Here is a 22,086-nt window from a genome sequence, read left to right on the forward strand (position 1 = left end):
GTTTGTATACACATCGGTACCATGAAAAACAATAACTTTGAATCCATCTTCGACGCTTACCAGTTAGTAAGCGGCGCAAAAATAAAAGGTAAAAATCACGACGAAATTTTTGAACTTGGCGCGTACGACGCCCTGAAACGCGGTTACGTGCTTTATCCCCTGGAGCAAGGCGTTAAATTCGACGATTTCAGTGTGATGATCTCTGAAAAAGAGCTGAAAAATAACTTTCTGATTGAAGCTGTTAAACAAAGTATTGCAGCTTAATATCCGAACCTGGATTTCAATTTCAGATTTACCATTTAACTATTTCGCGTGAACCGGGATTAAACGATTAAGGGATTTCGGGGGTATACCCGACATGCTTTAGCTTCCTGAATACTTTAATTCCGGTTCAGCGCATCATAGCCTGGATCTCAAATTCGCGATTATCCGTCGGCAAAGCGGAGGGAAATCGCTTTAACCCGTTACAAAAATCATTGGCGTAGACAGCTTATAAATCTTCTATCGATAGCAATAGCTACCTGCAAAGTCGCCGACTTACAGGGCGAATAAGATGTTTCACTACGTTCAACATGACAAATTGGGTCCTTTTATACGATGAATCTCATTGCATCTCAAGGTCATCACATTGGGGAAGGTTTACAAAAATGTTAAAAGCGATTTCCGTGTCCGCTCAAGCCATTTCTTGCTTTTTTCAATAATTAACCATACGTTTGTATAGTTAAAACATAAAACGATGCTATCTCATAAATCAATCTGCACAAAAATAATGTGGCCCATGGTGCCGCAGCAGAAGGGTTTTGCATCTGTAAATCTCTTCTCAACACCGGTGTAGCGCTCCCGGAGCATCCAGCCGATTTTTACATCTACCACATTTATTAGTTAACCTCAAGTCGTAATTTTTACGGGCTTAGATGAATTTTTATATGGATAATTATTATTCTATTGAAGAAAAGTACCTTCAGGCTGTCGACGAGCTTTCGTTCGGCGAGGCACCTAAGGGGCTTAATATATTAAACCAGATCATTGCCGATGAACCCTTTTACGCCAGGGCGCATTATCAACTCGGAATGATCAACTATTACAAGATCCAGGATTATCAAACTGCCGGCTACCATTTCAAAACCTGTATGGAGCTTGAGCCTTCATTTCCGGATAACTACACGCATTATCTTGATTTAGTTGTTTTTTTGAATATGGAGAAACACGTGGAGGCTATATCCGCGCAAGCTCTGATGGTTCCGGGGGTAGATAAAGCCCGCGTTTACCAGTTAACGGGCCTGTTTCATGAAAAACAGAAAAACTGGGATAAAGCGTTAACCGCTTATCAGGACGCTTTTATGGAAGTAACCGAAAAGGACGACAGGAAGGATATTGAAGATTGCCTGAAACGCGTAAGGTTAAAGATGAAACAAACACAGGTTTACACTTATGTAGTTACGGAGTAACCCGTAAATATCTGGTTATTACAACGGCTCCGTTTTATTTATTTAGGGGGCCGTTGTTGTTTTAGCTTATTCGATGATCAGTTTTTTTAGATAATATGTATCCGGATCAATTAGCGGCATTGTTTTGCTGCTGATGGTAATTCCTTTTTTATCCACGGTGTATTTTTTGGTAACGCCATCGGCCGTAATATCAACCGGCAAAGGCATATCTATATTAAGCAACTGAACCTGGTATTTATCGCCGCGTTGCGCCTTGATATGTACTTCAAGTTTATTAACAGAGTAAATGTAAAGGTCAAACAAGGGCTTCAAATCACGGCCTGACGCCTTGCTGAAATAATCGATTACATCCTCGGTACTCGCCAGATTGCTGTACGTATAACGCGGATCGGTAACAAAACCTTTAAGGGTAGGGAAGAAGGTGCTATCGCCCATAACGTACCTCAGCGTATGCATAAAAAAAGCGCCTTTGCCATATATATCGCCATTATAGGCCGATTCTTCGTCAATATCTTTACCTATTACAATCGGGATCTTATTGCCGAATGATAAGGCTGAGTTTTGAAAGAATTTGATATAAGCTTTTTCGCCTTCAAATTCGCGGATGTAAAGCGCGTCGCCATAGGTGCAGATGCCTTCGTGGATCCAGTAATCGCCCCAGTCTTTGGCGGTTACCTTATTTCCCCACCATTCGTGACCAAACTCGTGGTGCATCAGCCCGTCGTAATCTTCGCCGCCAACTTTGCTGTACCTGAATTTCGCGCCATAGGCATTCATGGTTTGGTGCTCCATGCCCAGGTGCGGGGTTTCTGCAATGCCTATCTTTTCTTTCGCCCAGGGGTATTCGCCAAAATATTTTTCCTGTTCTTTAATGGTTTTGATGAAAATATCCAGGTGATGTTCGGCCCTGGCTGCATGTTCTTTTAGTACATAAAACTGTACCGGTACTTTATGCCCGGCTACGGTGGTATAGGGCCTGCTCACCACGGTATAGTCGCCCGCGTTAAACAGGATGCTGTAGTTGTTGATGGGATATTTAGTTTGCCAGTGATAGGTGGCTGTTGCTCCTTTTTTGCTTACCTCTTTCAATAACCCCGGACCGGCTACTACCAGGTCTTTAGGAACGGTAATGATCAGGTCTGCACCTTCATCAGGCTCATCCGAAGGATGGTCTTTACAAGGGAAATACAATTTGCCGCCTGTACCTTCGGCGGTAATGGCCATCCACTGGTGCCCGGTCGAGTCGCGTGTCCAGATAAAGCCGTCATCCCATGGCGGGCGGCGGGCCACGTGTGGTTTTCCTCCGTAAATTACTTTCACGCTGTTTTTGCCTGCCGCAAGTTCTTTAGCCGTGTTGATGGTGATGAGGTTGTTTTTATAATCAAACTTTTCAGCTTTTCCGTTTACCAGTACTTTGCTCACGTTTAATGAATCGAGCAGATCAAAAAGTAAAACTTTAGTTGGTTTCTGCATGATGACATCGATGGTGGTAAAACCATCAATGGTTTTTTGTGCAGGATCAACCGCAAGCGAAATAGTGTAGTGCCGCACATCCATAATGGCTTGTTCGGGTTTAAGCTTTCCGCCGGAGGTGAGGGTTTGGGCCCTTAATAATCCACTGGCAACGAAGAGAAATAACGCGGTTGTTGTGATTATTCTCATTTAAAAAAAGTGCTTTTAAAACGTAAACGGAGTTTTTTAATTAAAAACAGGAGCTAATGCGCCTAAAGCCTGGGTGCCGTGGCTTCGTATAAACTTTATTTGATATGGCCCTCGATCACTTTGCATAACAATACAATACAATTAATTCTCCCTTACCAACAAGCTGTCGGCAAAATCGCGGAGGTATTGTTTATGATCTTCGGGCAGGCTTATCGCTTCGAGGGCCGCGAAAGCCTTATCAGCAAACGAACGCATGGCTTGCTCCGAATACTGCCTTACATCCAGTACATCATAAATTGCGGTAACCGCTGTAACTTTTTCAACGTTTTCAAATTGCCCGGGGCTGATCCAATTGTTAAGTTCGGTTTTGGTTTCGCCTTTAGCCAACTCAAGCGCTTTTATTAAAAGATAGGTTTTTTTGTTGGAGATGATATCGCCGCCAACCTGTTTGCCAAATTTTTCCGGATCGCCGTAAACATCCAGGATGTCGTCCTGTAACTGGAAGGCTATGCCCAGGTTAACCCCAAACGCGTTGATGAGTTCGGCATCGGCATCCGAAGCGCCGCCAATTATCGAACCTATTTTCATAGTGCCCCCAAGCAATACAGCCGTTTTTAGCCTGATCATATCCAGGTATTCGGCAATGCTTACATCATTACGCTCTTCAAAGCTCATATCAATTTGCTGGCCTTCGCAAACGCCCGTGGCGGTATCGTTAAAAACGTTAAGCACGGCGCGCAGTATCCGGTCGTCAACCATCATCATCAGGCGGTTGGCTTCTACCATCATCGCGTCGCCGGATAGGATGGCAACGTTGGTATTCCATTTTTCATGCACTGTAGCTTTACCGCGGCGCAGCGGGGCTTTATCCATAATGTCATCATGCATCAGCGTGAAGTTGTGAAATACTTCAATGGCTAAGGCTGGCTCAACGGCTTTATTAACATCGCCGCCAAAAAGATCGCAGGCCAGTAACAGCAGTGCCGGGCGCATCCGTTTGCCGCCTATGGAAAGGATATAGCTTATCGGTTCATACAAATCTGCCGGGTAGGCCGGGTAACTTAACTTACCAACCGCGTCATTGATCAGTAACTGTAACTCTGTAAGTTGTTTCATTTTTTAAGTGAGTGGTTGTGGTTTAGAGAGTGGTTGATTGAGTTGATTGAGCGAGCAGTTTTCAAAGTTTAACCCCAATAAACTACTCACTCAATTAACCTTTTACCATTCACCAAACCTCAATCCTGTACCAGTGAAAAATCTATCTGTTTTTTAGTCAGGTCAACCTGTTTTACTTTAATTTTTACCTCATCGCCCAGCTGGTAAATTTTCTTTTTACGCTGACCGATGATGGCGTAATTTTTCTCGTCCAAAGTATAAAAATCATCAGAGATATCGCGCAGGCGGATCATGCCCTCGCATTTATTTTCGATAATTTCTACATACATGCCCCACTCAGTAACGCCCGAAATAATGCCTGTAAAGGTGTTGCCAACCTGGTCGCGAAGATACTCAGCTTGTTTGTATTTTACCGAAGAACGTTCGGCGTCGGCAGCTTTTTTTTCCATGGCCGAACTGTGGGCGCATAACTTTTCATAAGCCTCGGCATTAGCAGATTGCCCACCGTTTAAATAGTGAAACAACAGGCGGTGTACCATCACATCGGGGTAACGGCGTATGGGCGAGGTAAAGTGCGTATAATGATCAAAGGCGAGGCCGTAATGGCTGCTGCTTTTGGTAGTGTACAAGGCTTTAGCCATTGATCGGATGGCGAGGTGTGTTAACACGTTTTGCTCTTTTTTACCTTCCACATCCTCCATTAAAAAGTTAAGCGATCTGGCAGTTTCCTTGTCTGATTTGGTATTGATCTTATAACCAAACCTGGCCGCAAACTGCGCGAAGTTGGCCAGCGCGTCGGGCTTGGGCGAATCGTGAACGCGGTAAACAAAGGTATATTTATGTTTGCCTTTGCCCATTTTACTTACCCTTTCGGCTACTTTACGGTTAGCCAGCAGCATAAAATCTTCAATCAGTTTATGGGCATCCTTGCGTTCCTTTACATAAACGCCTAAAGGTTTGCCGTTTTCGTCAAGCTTAAATTTAACTTCGGTAGTTTCAAAGCTGATGGCGCCGTTTTTAAACTTACGTGCGCGCAGCTTATGAGCGAGGGCATTCAGTTTCAGGATCTCGTCTTTAAAATCGCCCTGGGTGGTTTCAATCACCTCCTGCACTTCTTCGTAGGTGAAGCGCCTGTCGGAGAAGATGATGGTTTTACCGTACCATTCGGTAATGATATTAGCCTCCTCATCCATTTCAAATACCGCCGAAAAACATAGTTTTTCTTCCTTAGGGCGAAGGGAGCAAAGTCCGTTCGAGAGCCTTTCGGGCAGCATCGGTATCACCCGGTCTACCAGGTAAACGGAAGTGGCCCTGTCCAGTGCTTCCTTATCTAAAGCCGAATCGGGTATGATATAGTGCGAAACGTCGGCAATGTGTACGCCAACCTCGTAGTTGCCGTTTTCCAGCACCCGGTATGAAAGGGCATCGTCAAAGTCCTTGGCATCAAACGGGTCGATGGTGAAAGTGGTGATATCCCGGAAGTCGCGGCGTTTGGCAATCTCTTCTGGCGTGATCACATCCGGAATTTCTTCCGCTTCGTGCTCAACTTCTGTAGGGAAGGATAGGGGGAAACCATACTCGGCAAGGATGGCATTCATTTCGGTATCATTCTCGCCCTGGGCGCCCAAAATATATTTGATCCTGCCAATAGGGTTTTTAGCTTCGGCAGGCCAGTCGGTAATCTCTGCAACCGCTTTGATGCCGTTTTTGGCCCCGTTAAGTTCGGCCATCGGGATAAAAATATCATGCATCATCTTGCGGTCATCGGGGATGAAGAACGCGTAACGCTCAGATAGTTTAACCACGCCGGTAAACTCCATTTTAGCGCGTTTAATGATTTCAATAACTTCGCCTTCCTTGTTTTTGCCTCGGCTTTTGGCATAAACATAAACCTTTACCCGGTCGCCGTTAAGGGCGGTGCGCAGTTTGCGCGGGGCAATGAAGATGTCGCTTTCAAATTCATCGTCGGTAACGATGAATGCGGAGCCATCGGCTGTTAAATCAACAATACCTTCTATAAAGGTTTTAAGCTCGATGAGCTGGAACTTGCCCGGAGCGATTTCTTTTAATACCGATTTCCTCACTTCCTCCTTCAGCACCTCGAGGATCACCTCGCGGGCTTCCTGATCGCGGATATTCAATTTTGCAGCTACCTGCTTATAGTTGAGCGGCGTATTGCCGTTTTGTTCGAATATATCGAGCACCAATTGGGTAAATACCTGGTGTATAGATGTATTATTCTTTTTTCGTTTAGACATAGTGTAGTATTTGCATCAAAGATACAGAAATTTAAAGTGTGGCAATTGCAGGCGGTATTTCATGAATAACCGGCTATTCATGAGTGCCATCGGGATAAATTTAAATTTGTGCTGCCCCTAAATTGTTTGCCTTGCCGCGGTTAACCTGCGATGACGAATGAGGTTATCCCGGAAAAAAATGAATGCAGCTTGTTTATTTCAGCCATTGCTGCCGACTATCGTGATACAGTCATCTGTTATTAACTCTTCCCCGCGGTAGCGCCTTAGCAATTGGGCGGTGGCTATCACATCCTTTTGGCAGTAAGCGCAAATACGTTCCAGTTGGTTATCCTGCCAGTAAACCCGGCCTACGTCGCTGCCGTCTATGTCATCTTTAGGCGTAGGTATATCAAAAATGGCCGCAAGCAGGCTTAAGGATGTATAGTGCTTATGATCGCCGAATTTCCAAAGTTCCATGGTGTCCAGGTGAATGATCTCCCAGGGCTTTTTGCCCGCTATCTGTAATTGCGGCGGAAAAGGCATCCCGTTGATCAAAAGGCGCCTGCAGATGTACGGAAAATCAAACTCCTTACCGTTGTGCGCGCATAAGATCAAATTGGCTGGCTGACTGAAAAGCAGGTTGCAAAACTTGGTAAGCAGTTCCTTTTCATCGTGCGATGCGAAAGACTTTACCCTAAGCCCGGTGCTTTTCCCTGCTGTAAAAATAGCAGCCGAAATACATACGATCTTCCCGAACTCGGCCCAGATGCCTGCGCGCTCATAATAAGTGTCGGCAGGTTCATCTTTACGCTGGTACTGGGTTTTTAGTTCCCAAAGCTTCTGCAGGTTTTCGGGCAGTTGATCGTGGCTGCTGTATTGCGGTACGGTTTCAATATCTATTATCAGTATATTATGCAGATCGTACTGTTCAAGCATCCGGGTATAAGTTTTTTGGAAGCAAGATAATAACTATTTACTCAATATTTCAAACCCGATACTAACGGTGTTGCCATTGCCGTCAACCAAGGTAAGGTCATGTTTGCCCGGAGGCGGATTCAAAGCCATCTGGTGAAAATCTTTGGTTTCGCCAACATACTGATCATCCAGGTGCCAGAAAATCTTTACACCCGGTTGCCGGTGGGCGGCGTTGCAGATCATGCGGCCCCTTGTACCATCTGCTTCGAGGGGAACATAAATCTTAGCGCCATTTTTTGGGTAGATAACCTCCATAACGTTCCCGTTTTCGGCCTGCGCGCAATCTGCCCTGAAAGGCGGTAAAACATGATACTGATAATTACGGGCCTTATAATAATACTCCATGGAAGGCGGCAGCACAAACCAGCTTTTATTAAGCATATGATCCGGCAATTCGCAATTGCTGTTCACCTGCCAGTGGGCATCTGCCGAGAGATGTACCAATTGGTGATAAGGGCATACCGGCGCTTTCAAACCGCTTTTGGGAACGTATTGTTCATCCACATCCTGGCAGTATTGCCCGGCACGGTAGCCGCTTTGCCTGCATACGTTTATTTTTACCATTTCGCCGGCTGGCATATCAAACCAGTCGCGCGATACGGGCAGCAGCCTGAAAATTTCAAAAAGGGCAGGGGCCGCCGTGTTAATGCCGGTTAATCCCGGCCTGCCTTCGCCATCGGTATTGCCCACCCAAACGCCCACCACATACCGGGGTGTAACGCCAATAGCCCAACCGTCCCTGAAACCGAAGCTGGTGCCGGTTTTCCAGGCAACCCGCTGCGACGAGCTGAATTGCTGCCACAACATTTCTTCGCCGGGGCGCATAACTTCCTCCATCGCCTGGAAGGTATAGTAAATTGATGCCGCGTCAAGCAAACCGGATGTGTGGAGCATCGGCTTAACGGCTTTCTGTTTGCTGTATACCGGGCTGTGAAAATCAGCCGGATCATATTGCCCCTTGTATTGATGATAGTGGTTAAGTACGCGAGCCATATCGGCATAAGCCCCGCTCAGTTCCCACAGGGTATTTTCCCCGCCGCCCAATATTAACGATAAACCGTAATGATCTGCAGGTTTGGTTAAGGTGCTGATACCCGCCTTATGCAAAAAATCGTAAAAGCGTTCATACTTATATTGCTGCAGCATTTTAACAGCAGGTACATTCAAAGAGCGCGACAAGGCCCTCGATGCCGGAACGGCGCCATCGTAACCTAAATCAAAGTTTTCGGGGTGATAGCCTGCAATCATGGTAGGCACATCGGGTAATAAACTGTTGGGTAATATCAGGCCATCATGCAGCATGGCCGCGTACAGCAAAGGTTTAAGCGTACTGCCGGGGCTGCGGGGCGCATCTATCACATCTACATCACTTTCCATTTGCGGGTCTTCCCGGTGCGCTATGTTACCGGCATATGCCAGCGTGGCGCCGGTTTCAACGTCAAGCACTATGGCTGCTATGTTATTGATGTCGTTGCCTTTTAACAGTTGATGGTGTTGTTCCAAAATATCATTTACCTGTTGTTGCAGGGATGATTTGATGCTGGTGGTGAGCCGGGTATCTCCCTCGGGTTTAGCCTGGTGATCTGCCTTGAAACGTTGCAGCAGGTGAGGCGCGAGTTGCGGCAAGGGAACCGGTTTATCGGGCACGGGTTCCAACCTGGCGAGGGCGGCGGTGGTACTGTCAATGATGCCTGCCTTTTGCATTTTATCTAAAAGCGAATTCCGTTTTTTAAGCAGGATGTTCCTGTTGCGACCGGGATGTACCAACGAGGGCGAATTGGGCAATACCGCCATCGCCGCCATTTCACCCCAGGATAGTTTATCCGGGCTGCGGCCAAAGTAACGCCACGACGCGGCATCCAATCCTATAACATTGGTGCCGAAAGGGGCGTTACCGGCATACAAGGCTAAAATTTCGTTTTTGCTGTAACTCAGCTCCAGGCGCATGGCCATGAAGATTTCTTTAAGCTTATTCCAGATGTTGCGGTTGTGTTTGGTAGCCAAACGGATTACCTGCATGGTAATAGTACTGCCGCCGCTGGTTACTTTTTTTGAATACAGGTTTTGTTTAATGGCCCTGCTAAAAGCTATGGGGTCAAAACCGGGGTGATGTTCAAAGCGTTTATCCTCAAAAGTGATGATACACTGCTTAAATTTCTCGGGTACATCAGGATTATAGGGAAAACGCCATTGCCCGTCGGCGGCTATGGATGCGCCCAACAATTCGCCCTGTTCATCATCAATAACGTATGAAGTAGGACTGTTAAATAAAGGCTTTGGCAAACAAAACCAGAATACCAGGGTTAAAACAAACAAAACAGAAAAAGTGATAACCACTTTGGGTTTTTTGAGCAGCGTTTTTATTTGTTTTAATACAAATTGCATTTTTAAATATAAAAATATTAAGCAGGTTAAGGTTTAACAGCTATAATTGCAGCAAATATCTCCTTAAGCAATATTACGATAAATGACGATACAAAAATTATCAATTATTATCCCGGCTTATAACGAGGCGCGCACCATCCACTTAATTTTAGATAAAATTAAAGCGGTGAGCCTTATTAATGATATTGAAAAAGAGGTGATCATTGTAAACGATTGCTCAAAAGATGATACCGAAGGCGCCGTTTACCAATACAGCGCTTCAAACCCCGACCTGAACATACAATACTTTAAACACGAAGTAAATAAAGGTAAAGGCGCCGCCCTGCACACCGGCATCGCCAAAGCAACAGGCGAATACCTTATTATCCAGGATGCCGATCTGGAATATGACCCGGCCGAATACAACGATTTACTGAAACCCGTAATCAACGGCTTTGCCGATGTGGTGTATGGCTCACGCTTTATGGGCAGCAACCCGCACCGCATCCTTTTCTTTTGGCACACCATTGGCAACAGGTGGCTAACTTTTGCATCAAACATGTTTTCCAACCTTAACCTTACAGATATGGAAACATGCTATAAATTGTTTAATACCAAGCTGATACAATCCATTAAACTGAGGGAAAAACGTTTTGGATTTGAACCGGAGGTTACTCAAAAAATTTCACGCGTTCCGAAGATCAGGATTTACGAAGTGGGGATTTCTTATTACGGCCGTACCTACGAGGAAGGCAAAAAGATAGGGTGGAAGGATGGCGTAAGGGCTTTTTACTGTATTGCCAAATACGGTATTTTTAAATCGAAGTAAAATCCATATCCCAAAATCTAAGTTCAGCATCGTTACCGGTTTCGTAAGCTACTGTTGCCAGGTTGCTGTTATCGAGTTCAAAACTCGTTAAAGTGATATCGTTAAATGAATTGATGATATTACCTGCTACAAGGTTTCTACCATTTAGCGAGGGGATGTTTTTTAATCGTTCATCCAACCCCTGGCCGGTAAGTTTGGTGATAGCTTCCTTCCGTGTCCATAACATGCAAAACCTATAATGTGGTTGTTGCTGTTCAATAAAGCTTATTTCTGCTTCGCTGAAATGATCGGGCAGGATGTCGGCGTACGCAAATGAGGGATCTATCTTTTCAGTATCAACGCCAACCACATTTTTCGAAACAGCGATTAATGCCCATTGATCTGAATGGGAGGTGTTATAGCTGATCCCTGCATCCGGATTTGTTAAAAATGGTTTTTTATTAGGGCCGGTGCCGAAGCGGATCCCTGCCGGGGCCTGGTTGGTATATCCACTTAAAATAATGCGTAAGGCAGCCCGGGTAATAACAAATCGCTGCCTGTCCTTTTCCTGATAATATCTCCCGGCACGTTTTACTTCTTCCGGTTCGAGGAGGTTAACCAGGCGGGGAATGAAGGAAATGTTAGCCCCAATATTAATCCGCCACAGGTCTGTATAGCCCGGGAGGTTAAAGGAGCAAGCCGCGCGGGGGTGCCAGTTAACAACCTCTTTATACCTGATATCTACAGTTATATTACCCATACTACTTTTTTTGCCGCCTCATTTAAGCATTGCTGCAAAATACGGGCAAAAATTTTATCGTTAGGCGCTTTAAATATGGAATTGTGTTCGCCCGGTATCGGGTGTACGTTTATACCCTTTAAGGCGTAAGGTTTCCATCCCAAAAATTCAAAATCATCCATATAAAAAGTATGCGTGTCGGCTCTGAACAGTTCGATGGTGAAATTTTGGGGTGTTAACCGGTAACGGCGCTCGGCTAATATATTCATTTCATCTATCTTGTTCGAATAGCCAAAGAAACCTTCCTGCTGTTCCTCTTTGGTCAGTTTCCAGATCATGCGGGTAGCGTGCCGTTTGATATTCTTACGTTTTTCAGTAAGGCTCTGCGACAGCCCTTCGCGTGTAAACAGGCTGTACTTAAGCTTGCGCAAAAAGAACATGGCCCGCTTGGTTTGCATGGTAAGCCATGGATCAAAAAATGGCGACCGGTAGGCATAAGTATCAAACATGGCCAGCATTTTTACCTGCTTACCCTGCGCCTCGAGTTGTATGGCCATTTCCCAGGCTATGATACCGCCGAACGAATAGCCCGCCAACGCGTAAGGCCCGTTAGGGTTTTGAGCCTGAATGGCGCTGATGTAGTGCGCCGCGATGTCTTTGATTTCACTCAACGGCTCGTCAACACCGTTAAGGCCCTTGGCCTGTAAGCCGTAAACCGGCTGATCAGGATCCATGTTAATAGCAAGGGCATTAAATAACAATACGTTAAGGCCTGCGCCATGAACAATATATAACGGCATTTTGCTGCCGTTGGGCTTGATAGGTACTAAAGAATCCCAAACGATAGACCTGCCATCCATTTCCAGCATTAACGAGAGTTTCTCGACGGTGGAATTTTCAAACAGCGCGGCAAGCGGCAAACGTTTACCTGTAACTTTTTCAATCCGGGCCATTACCTGTACCGCTATCAGCGAGTGGCCGCCCAACTCAAAAAAGTTATCATATATGCCCACCTTTTCAATCTCCAGGAATTCTGCCCAGATGTCGGCCACTAATTTTTCCACGTTGGTACGTGGGGCCGCGTACACCTGCACCTGGGCTGCAATATTAACGGGTGTTTGAATTAGCGCCTTTTTATCTACCTTGCCATTAGGCGTGAGCGGGATTGCCGGGGTTACGACGAAATCATCGGGCACCATATAATCGGGCAAAGTGTTTTTGAGCGCTGAACGCCAGTTTTTATGACGAACAACCTCATCCGCGGCAGGATAATCATGGTTAGTGGTGATATACGCCACCAGTTTATTAGTCCCGTTTTTATCCGGCTGCGCCACAACTACCGCCTGTTTTATATCGGGTTGACGAGTGAGGTGGTATTCAATTTCTCCCGTTTCGATACGGTAACCGCGAATCTTGACCTGGGCGTCGGCCCGGCCAAGGCACTCGATCTCACCATCTTCCATAAATCTGCCTAAATCGCCGGTGCGGTATAGCTTATCTTCAGTGTCGTCAGAAAACGGATGGGGAATAAATTTTTCGGCAGTGAGTTCAGGCTGGTTTAAATAGCCTGCAGCCAGGCCTTGTCCACCAATAAAAATCTCTCCAACAGTGCCTGGATCTACCGGATTAAGGTTTTGATCTAAAATATAGATTGAGGTATTAGCAATCGGTCTGCCGATAGTTATAGCCGCATCGCCAGCTTTGATTTGTTTGATGGTTGACCAGATGGTGGTTTCCGTTGGTCCGTAAACATTCCATAAGGACGATGCTTTGCCCAGGATACCTTCCGCGAGTTCTTTTGGCAGGGCCTCGCCGCCGCAAATCGCTTTTATGGGCATGGTTTGGTTCCAACCGGCTTCAAGCATCATGCGCCACGTGTAGGGGGTGGCTTGCAAGGTTGTAATTTTTTCATCGCGAATCAGATCCAGCAAGGCCCGGCCGTCTTTGGCAGTGTTGGTATCGGCAATAACAACCTGCGCGCCGCTAAGCAGCGGAAGGAACATTTCGAGCCCGGCAATATCAAAGCTTATGGTAGTAACCGCGAGCAATTTATCGGCGGCAGTCATGCCGGGCCGTTTTTGCATGCTGAGCAGGAAGTTTACCAGGCTGTGCTGACTGATCTGTACCCCTTTAGGCATCCCGGTAGAGCCGGAGGTGTATAGGAGATAAACCAGGTCGTTCCCCGTAATCTGAACATCCGGTTCCGTTGCCGGGTAACGGGACAGGTTTGGCCATTCATCTTCTACTACTAATTCAACAGCTTCAGTATCATAATGCCCTTTATACTTAGCCGACGACAGCAATACCACAGCCTTTGAATCGTTCAGCATATAATTGATCCTGCCAAGCGGGAATTGCGGATCGAGCGGGATATAAACGCCACCGGCTTTCATGATACCCAGGATCACCACAAGCAGTTCGGCCGAGCGGTCCATCGCGAAGGCTACTTTGTCGCCTTTGTTTACGCCTTTATCAATAAGCAAAGCCGCCAGGCGGTTACTGCTTTCATGTAATTGCCGGTAGGTAAGGGTTTGATCTGCAAATTTTACAGCTACAGCATCGTTTTGCCAGTTTATTAATTGATGTAAGGCTTTGTCTGCCGGATAAGCAACCGCGGTATCGTTCCAGTCCTGTAACTGTTTAAGCAGGGCGGCGCGGTTGGCCGTAGGAATATCACCTATCAGCATGTCCGGGTTTTTTACAAGTTCGGCCAATAAAAACTCAAACTCATCCATCAGATGGCGGATGCATTTGCCGCTGAACAACTGTGTGTTGTAAGACCATTCGAGCACTAAGGCATCATCCCTGCCGGAGATGTTTACAAAAATCTCGAAGCTCTCGTACTCACGCGGGTTACTGCTTAGGTGGTGCTTTAATCCGTAAAAGGCCACGTCATCATCCATCCCCATATCAATATTAAACATCACCGGTACCAGGGGCACGCGCGACGCGTCGCGGGGGATGGCAAGTTTCTTTAATAATTCGCCAAATGTGTATAACTGGTGATCATAGGCATCTAAAATGGCGCCGGTGCGCTGTTTTAAATAGCTTCTGAATGATTGCACGGCCTCAGGCGAACTGCGTAGTGGCAGCAGGTTAACGCAGTGCCCTACTAAACGATAATTACCCGTAGCCGGTTGCCCTGCTGCAGGAAGCCCTAATATGATCTCGGATTGGCCGGTTGAGCGTTGTAAAAATACTTCAAATGCCGCCAGCAATGTGGTTACAAAACTGCTGCCGTTGCTTTTGCCCAATTGTTTTACCTGGCTTACCAGCTGCCTGTCGAGTTGCAGGTCGAGCCGGTGGCTTTTATAGGTACGTGTTGTCGGCCTTGGTAAGTCGGCAGGCAAATCCATTACGTAATTACTGCCTTTAAACTCGTTAAGCCAATATTGTTCTGTCGCTTTAAATTCAGTGCTGCCAGCCCAAAAGGCCTGTTGGTTGGCATAATCAATAAATGATGGCGCTTCGGGTAACCGGGCCTCTTCGCCTTTCACATAAGCAGAGTATAGCTTGCTCAGATCCTGCATCATGATCCCTATCGACCAGCCATCGCAAACAATATGGTGCGCTATAAAAGTTAAGCGGTGTTCGGTTTCGGCAAGTTTAACGAGCTGTACTTTAAACAGCGGTCCGTTTACCAAATCAAAAGGCGTACAAGCGTTTTGTTTATTTTGCTCATGAATAAAGGCCTGCTTTTGGGCTTCAGTATACGAGGCTACATCGGCAAAACTGAAATCGGGCGGTAGTTCTTTATATACGCAGATGGATTTACCATCGGCGCTAAAAGCCATACGCAGCGCCTGGTGCATGTTGGTGATTTCCTGCAGCGCCAATAGCATGGCTTCCTGGTTAAGCAGGCCGCTAAGCTGCAATGAAAACGATTCGTTGTAAGCACAGTTAGCCTCATCGCCGCCAATCAGGCATGAGGTCCAGATCTCCAGCTGCGGCTCGGTTGATGGGGCTATAGCCTGGAGCTCCGGCCCCGCGAAGGGGTCGAATTCAACCGGGATCGTATCGTATATGGTAGTCGTGGTGGCCAAAATTAATTGTTGCTGATCTTTACCTGTAAATATTTGCCTGGGTTTTTGGTATCACTAATAAACCAGCCTGGATTACCGGCTTCATCGCGGCCAAGCTTAGCGCCGCTTACCGGTGGTTCGGCGGGCAGGCCGTTTTTTACAGCCACTACCGCAATGGCTTCGGGTTTGTTTGTAGGCATAATGCCGGCTTCAATCAGTTCGTAAATGCTTTCGCTAAACTTGCTGATAATCTGATCAATGTCTTCGTCGGTATGCGCGGCGGTAACAAAGCAGGGGAACAGGTCCCAGATGTGAATGCCTTTCAGGCGCATTAAGGTGAACAGTAACTCGCCGTAAGCCAATTCATAATCAAACTTTATTTTCCAGAGCGAACCAAATGATGGCACATGCAATGGTAAACCTTCTTTTTCACAAATGCCGTTCAGGGCATCCGCAAGGCGTAAGGTCATATGGTTTAAGCCTTCCTGTAAAGCCGGGCCTTTTTCTTTCATATAAAGTAAGGAGGCTTTGGCGGTGGCTAAAGCCAAAGGATGGCGTACAAAGGTGCCTGCAAAGTAGGTTACACCAGCCTCGGGCGACGAGTCGTCGCCATATTGCCAGCTGCCGCCATCAAGCGCGTCCATATACTTGCTGATACCGGCAATAGCGCCGATTGGCATACCGCCGCCAATTACCTTTCCGTAAGTGCCAAGGTCGGCTTTAATGCCAAACAGGGCCTGCGCGCCGCCGGGGTGCATCCTGAAGCCCGTAATCACCTCATCAAATATCAATACCGTTTCCGCCTGCCGGGTAATTTCGCGTACGCGTTTTAAAAACTCCACAGGTTGGAAATCGGGCCTGCGGCTTTGAACGGGCTCAACCAGCACCGCCGCTATTTCATGGGCGCGTTCGGCAATGATCCTGAGCGATTCTTCCGTGCCGTAATCCAGGATCAGCATGTTCTGTACCGCCTCCGGCATAATGCCCGGAGCCGCCGGCACGGTTTTTAGTTTTTTAGTGCCGCGAACAATAACCTCGTCGTTAATGCCGTGGTACGATCCGTTGAAGGCTACAATAATTGACCTGCCGGTTACCGTACGGGCAATCCGCATCGCACCCAGTACCGCTTCCGAGCCTGTATTGCATAACGCGGCGCGGTTAAAACCGGTAAACTCGCAAATGAGCTTTGCCACCTCGCCGGCAAGTTCGTGCTGGGGGCCAATCTCGTAGCCTTTTTCAACCTGGTCAAGCACGGCTTGTTTGAGTACCTCGTTTTGATAGCCTAAAAAGTTGGAGCCAAAACCGTTCAGGGCGTCTATATACTCATTGCCGTCAATATCCCAAACCCTGCTTCCTTTTGATCTGTTCACAATTAAAGGATAAACCACCTCTTTGGTTAAAGGGCGAAAGCCGCTTACTACCCGCGGGTCGGCCATATAGGGCCTGTCTATTTGGGTTTGGGCCTTGCTGCCCTTGGTTTTGGCATTGTATTTTTCGGTCAGGTTTTTTAAAAAAGCCTGTTGCCTATCATTTAAACCCTGTACCTGTTTTTCAATCCGGGCTGTGGCGCCGAATGGTTTTTTTAATTCAACCTGTTCTTCCGGCGTAAAATCAGCCGCCAATGATAATAGCGAAGGCTTAGCCGGTATAGCTGCAGGAGCAGGGGCGTTGTAAGTTTGCTGAACCGGGGCTGGGGCTGCAACAGCATTATTTCCCTGTATCAGCGTTAACTGGCTGGCCAGTAACTGTAATTGCTGTGATATAAGGCAGATAGCGACATCATTACTGTTTTGTCCGCCCAGAAACTGTTGCGCAGGCTGCGCAGGAAAGGGATGGGCTGCTGCTGCAGGTGCCGGATTTTGCTGTTGGTACGCCGCATTTGCAGCGGGGGGAGGCGCGGGCTTAAAAGCATCGGCAGGTAATTGCGCGTCAAGGTAAGCGGCCAGTAATTCAATACTGTTATATTCTTCAAATAACTTCCTGAAGGTAATGGGTACGTTAAATGTTTTTTTCAGATTGGTTGCAATCTGGGTTAGCGACAACGAATCAAATCCGATCTCGATAAAGCTAAGGCTGGTGGCAGCCATATCAATTTCAATACCGGCGGCATCTTCAAAAACTTCCTTCAGCTTATCAATTAAAATATCCTTCCTCATCGGTATAATTTGCGTGGTTGTAATAGTTTGGGTTGGTTGTTGTGTTAAGGTTTCGGGAACCGTATTTGAAGTTACAGCAGGCTCAAGCCAATACCGTTTACGATCGAAAGCATAGGTTGGTATATCGATCCTCTTGCGGTTTTGGCCGGTATACATCGCTTCCCAATCGGCTTCGATCCCGTTAAGCCAAAGCTGGCCGACAGCTTTTAACAGGCTATAATACTCGGACAGTGTTCCGTTTTTTTCAAAACCGCTGATAACCGATATCATTTTACCTGCCGTATGCTGGCGCGCAAGTGTGGCCAATATATTACCCGGCCCGCATTCAAGCAGTAAGCGGTTTTCGTCTTCCAAAACAGTATCTAAAGCTGCCGCGAAGCGTACGGTTTTACGCAGGTGCTGTGCCCAATAATCGGGGTTGGTGGCTTCTGCACCGCTTAACCAGGTGCCGGTTACTGTTGATACCAGCGGTTTTACCGGCGGGTTTAATTTTACAGTTTTTACTATGGCTTTAAAAGGCTCAATCACATCATCCATCATTAATGAATGGAATGCGTGGCTGGTAAGCAGCAGCCTTGCGGGGATGCCTTGTTCTGCAAGTAACCGGGCAAAAGCGCTAACTTCATTTTCCGGCCCGGCAACCACACATAATTTGCTGCTGTTCACTGCTGCTACAGAAAGTGTTGCGGGCAAAATGGCGCTTAACTGATCTTCCTCCATCCGCACCGAAAGCATTTGGCCGGGAGCAGCGCTGTTCACTAAACGGGCGCGCTCCGAAATGAGGTGCAAAGCATCCCGGAGACTGAAAACACCAGCAAGGTGCGCCGCCACAAACTCGCCGATGCTATGCCCTATCAACACCGATGGCCGGATGCCTTTGCTCATCCATAATTTAGCCGCGGCGTACTCCAGCACAAACAGTGCAGGCTGGGTATATAAAGTATTGTTTATTTTTTCTGCGGATTGACTGTTTGTAGCTTCCGAAAAAATGCTGTCAAGTAAATCAGCATGTATGGTATGCTGCAAAAGTGCCATACACTCGTTTACGGCATCTGCAAAAGCAGGTTCCTGCTCATACAGGTCGCGACCCATATCAATATATTGCGATCCCTGGCCGGGGAACATAAATACCACTTCGGCAGGTACAGCGCTTAATTTTTTTGTGGCGGATAGATCAGTTTCCGGCGCGTTTAATTTTGCGAGCAGCGCTTCCGGATCAGACGCTATCGCGAAACGCCTGTAGCTAAAGCCGGGCCTGGTGGTGTGCAGGGTATAGGCAACATCATTAAGATTGATGTTTTGATCATCGCTAAGAAAGGCGGCCATTTTTTTTGCGTAAGCATTTAAACTGCTCTCCGTTTTTGCCGACCAGCTAACCAGTTTGAAAGGCTTATCGGTACCTGGTTGCGTCGGCGCCGGGTTTTTATATTCATCAACAATAATATGCACATTGGTGCCCCCCACGCCAAATGAGCTGATCCCGGCCCGCCTGGTTTCGGCATTCCAGTTGCTTAGTTGTGCGTTTATAAAAAATGGGCTGTCGGCGATGTTGATATTAGGGTTGATCTGCTCAAAAAACAAGGAAGCAGGGATTTTGCCATGCTGCATTCCCAATACCGTTTTAATCAATCCGGCAACACCCGAGGCTGCCGTAAGGTGGCCAAAATTGCTTTTAACCGAGCCGATAGCGCAATATTGCTTTTTTTGCTGCGGGCCGAATGCCATGTTAAGCCCTTCAATCTCAATAGGGTCGCCGATAGGGGTGGCCGTACCGTGGGCTTCTATATAATTGATGGTTGACGGATCGATACCCGCATCGGCTATGGCCATTGCAATTGCCCCTGCCTGGCCTTGCGCGTTGGGCCCGCCAAAACTGCCTTTTTCTGCCCCATCATTATTGATGCCAATGCCTTTAATTACAGCGTAGATATTATCCCCATCTCGTTTGGCATCTGCTAAGCTTTTTAATAAAACTACACCCGCGCCATCGCTAAATACCGTACCCGAGGCCGCGGCATCAAACGGACGGCAATGCCCATCCATGCTCATGATGGAGCCCTCTTCATAAACATGGCCGCTTTTTAAGGGCGAGGTTATTGAAGCCGCGCCGGCCAGCGCCACATCGCATTGCCCGCTCCTGATGCTGTTTACTGCCTGTGTAATAGCCAGCAATGAAGTGGAGCAGGCAGCATAAACCGCCACGGCAGGGCCTTTAAGGTTAAGCTGGTAAGCCGTGCGGGTGGCTATATAGTCTTTTTCATTAAGCGTACGCACCTGGAAATGGCCGGTGGTTTCAATAAGTGCCGGGTTGGTAAGTACGTTGTTGGTATAATAGGTATTGTAGCCGCAGCCTGCAAAAACGCCTGCCGTGCCATGATATTTTTGCGGCAGGTGGCCGGTTTTTTCCAGAACCTCCCAGGCAATTTCTAAAAACACCCGTTGCTGCGGATCCATTAACTCTGCCATACGGGGTGTAAAGCCAAAAAAGTGCGCGTCAAACTTGTCGGCATCGTTAATAATGCCACGGGCTTTTACATAAGCCGGGTTGCTTTTTTCGTTAAGCGGTACGTATTTATACAGTTCTTCGTCGCTAAAAAAGCTGGTGCCTTCGCGGCCTTCGGCAAGCAGTTGCCAAAATTGTTCAATAGTATCGGCACCGGGAAAACGGCCGGCCATGCCAATAATGGCAATATCACTATCGCCCGTGTTTTTGGTTTTCTTAACCGGGGAAAACATTTGTTTATCGGCCCGGCTTATCAAATTTGCCATCCCCTCGATGGTTGGGTATTGGTATAGTTTGGTAACAGGCACATCATAGCCAAAGCGTTGTTTTAACAGGGCAACGGTTTTCAATGCCAGTAATGAATTGCCGCCCAATTGAAAAAAGTTATCATGGATACCAACCTTATCAAACTGTAACAGGTCGATCAAAACTGTCGCTATTTTTTTTTCGGTAGGGGTTGATGGTGCCTTGTAAAGCACATCTAACTCAGGGCGTTTAATATCAGGTTTGGGCAGCGCTTTCCTGTCAACCTTGCCGCTGGTGGTTTTGGGCAGGTCCTTTAACCAAACATAAGCCGAAGGCAGCATGTAATCGGGGAGGTGTTCCCCGAGCTTTTTACGGAGGGCCTCCGTGTTTTCTTCGCTGTTGGCTGATACCATATAGGCCACCAAACGTTTTTGTCCGGCAGCATCTTCGGGGGCAGTAACAACAGCTTGTTTAATGTAATCAAGCTGACTGATCAGTACTTCAATTTCGCCTGTCTCCACCCGGTTGCCGCGGATTTTTACCTGCGTATCCCTTCGGCCAAGATATTCGATATTACCGTCGGGAAGGTAACGGGCCAGGTCGCCGGTACGGTAAAGGCGGACAGTTTTTCCGTTAGCGGTATGGTTGATGAATTTTTCGGCGGTGAGCTCCGGTTTATGGAGATAGCCGTTTGCCAGGCATATGCCCGATACGCAAAGCTCGCCTGTTTCACCATCCGCAACAATTTTCAAATCCTCGTCGAGTAAAATGATAGCCGTATTGCTGATCGCCTTGCCTATTGATGGTAAACCAGGCCACAAGGATGCGTTGCCTTCCAGTTTTAACTGGGTAATAACGTGTGTTTCTGTAGGGCCATATTGGTTAAACAACACGGCGCCGGGTAAAGCTTTGAAAAAGCCTGCTACCTGGGGCGTAATTTTTAACTGCTCGCCGGCGGTAATCACTTCTTTCAGCGATGCAGGGAAAAGGTTATTAGCTGTTGCAGCCTCGGTTAAATATTGCAGTACAACAAACGGTAAAAAGATCCGGTTGATCTTTTGGGTATCAATAAACTGTAACAGTTTAACCGGGTCGATACGCAACTCTTCATCAACCAAAAACAAGGTGCCGCCTGTACCCAAAGTGGCAAAAATTTCCTGGAAAGAAACATCAAACGTTAGCGGCGCGAATTGCAGGGTGTTAATACCCGGAGCCGATATTGAATTTTCCTGTTGCCATAGCAGCAGGTTAACCAATGCGGCATTGCCCATAGCTACGCCTTTGGGTGTGCCGGTTGAGCCGGATGTGTAAAGCACATAGGCAATATCGGTCAAACTTTCCGCAGAAACCGGCACGGCATCAACGTGGTGAATCACGTCAGACGGTAGTATGACAACGGGTAAGCCGTTGAATAATTGCTGTTTATCTGAAGGGGCTAAACAAACTTTAATTTCCGCGTCATTGATAATGGTTTCCAAACGATCTGTTGGATAATCCGGATCAAGCGGAAGATAGCCTTTGCCTGCTTTAAGGATAGCCAATACACTGATGATGGTTTCTATATCGCGTGTAGCGCTAACGCCTATGATTTTTTCCGTGAAATAAAAAGTTAGGATAGCGGAAGCAAGGTTATCCGCCTTTTGATAAAGCTGGTTATAGGTTAGCTGTCGGCCGTTGTGCACAACGGCAACCGCATCGGGGAATTTCTTCCACTGGCTTTCAAATAAGTCGTACACAAATCGGGTAGCAGATTCCCCGTTACTGATGATGGTTCCCGGCTCAATATTCATTAAACAATAAGGTTTGACCG

At 47.0% G+C, this 22,086-nt stretch carries 11 protein-coding genes; 3 read left to right on the plus strand and 8 right to left on the minus strand.

Going from position 1 to position 22,086, the window contains the following annotated elements:
* Positions 1-21 precede the first annotated feature (21 nt).
* Positions 22-264 (plus strand): hypothetical protein, encoded by a 243-nt coding sequence (locus LX99_RS06025; RefSeq protein ID WP_022829697.1) that lies wholly within the window; start codon positions 22-24, stop codon positions 262-264.
* 662 nt (positions 265-926) lie between these two features.
* A complete protein-coding gene (locus LX99_RS06030) occupies positions 927-1,448 on the plus strand; it encodes a tetratricopeptide repeat protein (protein WP_146203069.1) in 522 nt (173 codons plus the stop codon).
* Positions 1,449-1,514: 66 nt separating this feature from the next.
* Here LX99_RS06030 and LX99_RS06035 read toward each other — a convergent pair whose 3' ends face one another.
* The 5 genes from LX99_RS06035 to pbpC all read right to left on the minus strand — a co-directional run bounded on the left by LX99_RS06035 (position 1,515) and on the right by pbpC (position 9,823).
* Positions 1,515-3,110, minus strand: a complete 1,596-nt coding sequence (locus LX99_RS06035) for a M1 family metallopeptidase (protein ID WP_109607054.1) — start codon at positions 3,108-3,110, stop codon at positions 1,515-1,517.
* Between the two features lie 141 nt (positions 3,111-3,251).
* Complete coding sequence (locus LX99_RS06040) at positions 3,252-4,226, minus strand: polyprenyl synthetase family protein (RefSeq protein ID WP_109607055.1); 975 nt, start codon at positions 4,224-4,226, stop codon at positions 3,252-3,254.
* Between the two features lie 119 nt (positions 4,227-4,345).
* Positions 4,346-6,484: a ribonuclease R gene (rnr, locus tag LX99_RS06045; RefSeq protein WP_109607056.1), complete on the minus strand. Its 2,139-nt coding sequence runs from the start codon at positions 6,482-6,484 to the stop codon at positions 4,346-4,348.
* Positions 6,485-6,682: 198 nt separating this feature from the next.
* Positions 6,683-7,399, minus strand: coding sequence for a 3'-5' exonuclease (locus tag LX99_RS06050; RefSeq protein WP_109607057.1), 717 nt, complete (start codon positions 7,397-7,399; stop codon positions 6,683-6,685).
* Positions 7,400-7,432: 33 nt separating this feature from the next.
* Positions 7,433-9,823 (minus strand): penicillin-binding protein 1C, encoded by a 2,391-nt coding sequence (gene pbpC / locus LX99_RS06055; RefSeq protein WP_109607058.1) that lies wholly within the window; start codon positions 9,821-9,823, stop codon positions 7,433-7,435.
* Positions 9,824-9,905: 82 nt separating this feature from the next.
* Between pbpC and LX99_RS06060 the strand changes: the two genes are divergently transcribed.
* Positions 9,906-10,631, plus strand: coding sequence for a glycosyltransferase family 2 protein (locus LX99_RS06060; protein WP_109607059.1), 726 nt, complete (start codon positions 9,906-9,908; stop codon positions 10,629-10,631).
* Here the strand turns inward: LX99_RS06060 and LX99_RS06065 are convergent.
* From LX99_RS06065 to LX99_RS06075, 3 genes are read right to left on the minus strand one after another with little or no spacing between them, the layout of a single operon-like run.
* Positions 10,618-11,370, minus strand: coding sequence for a 4'-phosphopantetheinyl transferase family protein (locus LX99_RS06065; protein ID WP_109607060.1), 753 nt, complete (start codon positions 11,368-11,370; stop codon positions 10,618-10,620). The genes LX99_RS06060 and LX99_RS06065 overlap by 14 nt on opposite strands.
* The gene (locus LX99_RS06070) at positions 11,358-15,392 is read right to left on the minus strand and encodes a non-ribosomal peptide synthetase (protein WP_109607061.1); all 4,035 of its coding nucleotides are present in this window, start codon (positions 15,390-15,392) and stop codon (positions 11,358-11,360) included. The genes LX99_RS06065 and LX99_RS06070 overlap by 13 nt, the downstream gene beginning before the upstream one ends.
* Before the next feature lie 2 nt (positions 15,393-15,394).
* A complete protein-coding gene (locus tag LX99_RS06075; RefSeq protein WP_109607062.1) occupies positions 15,395-22,066 on the minus strand; it encodes a polyketide synthase in 6,672 nt (2,223 codons plus the stop codon).
* Between the last annotated feature and the right edge of the window lie 20 nt (positions 22,067-22,086).

This window comes from Mucilaginibacter oryzae, assembly GCF_003148845.1.
Classification (GTDB): domain Bacteria; phylum Bacteroidota; class Bacteroidia; order Sphingobacteriales; family Sphingobacteriaceae; genus Mucilaginibacter; species Mucilaginibacter oryzae.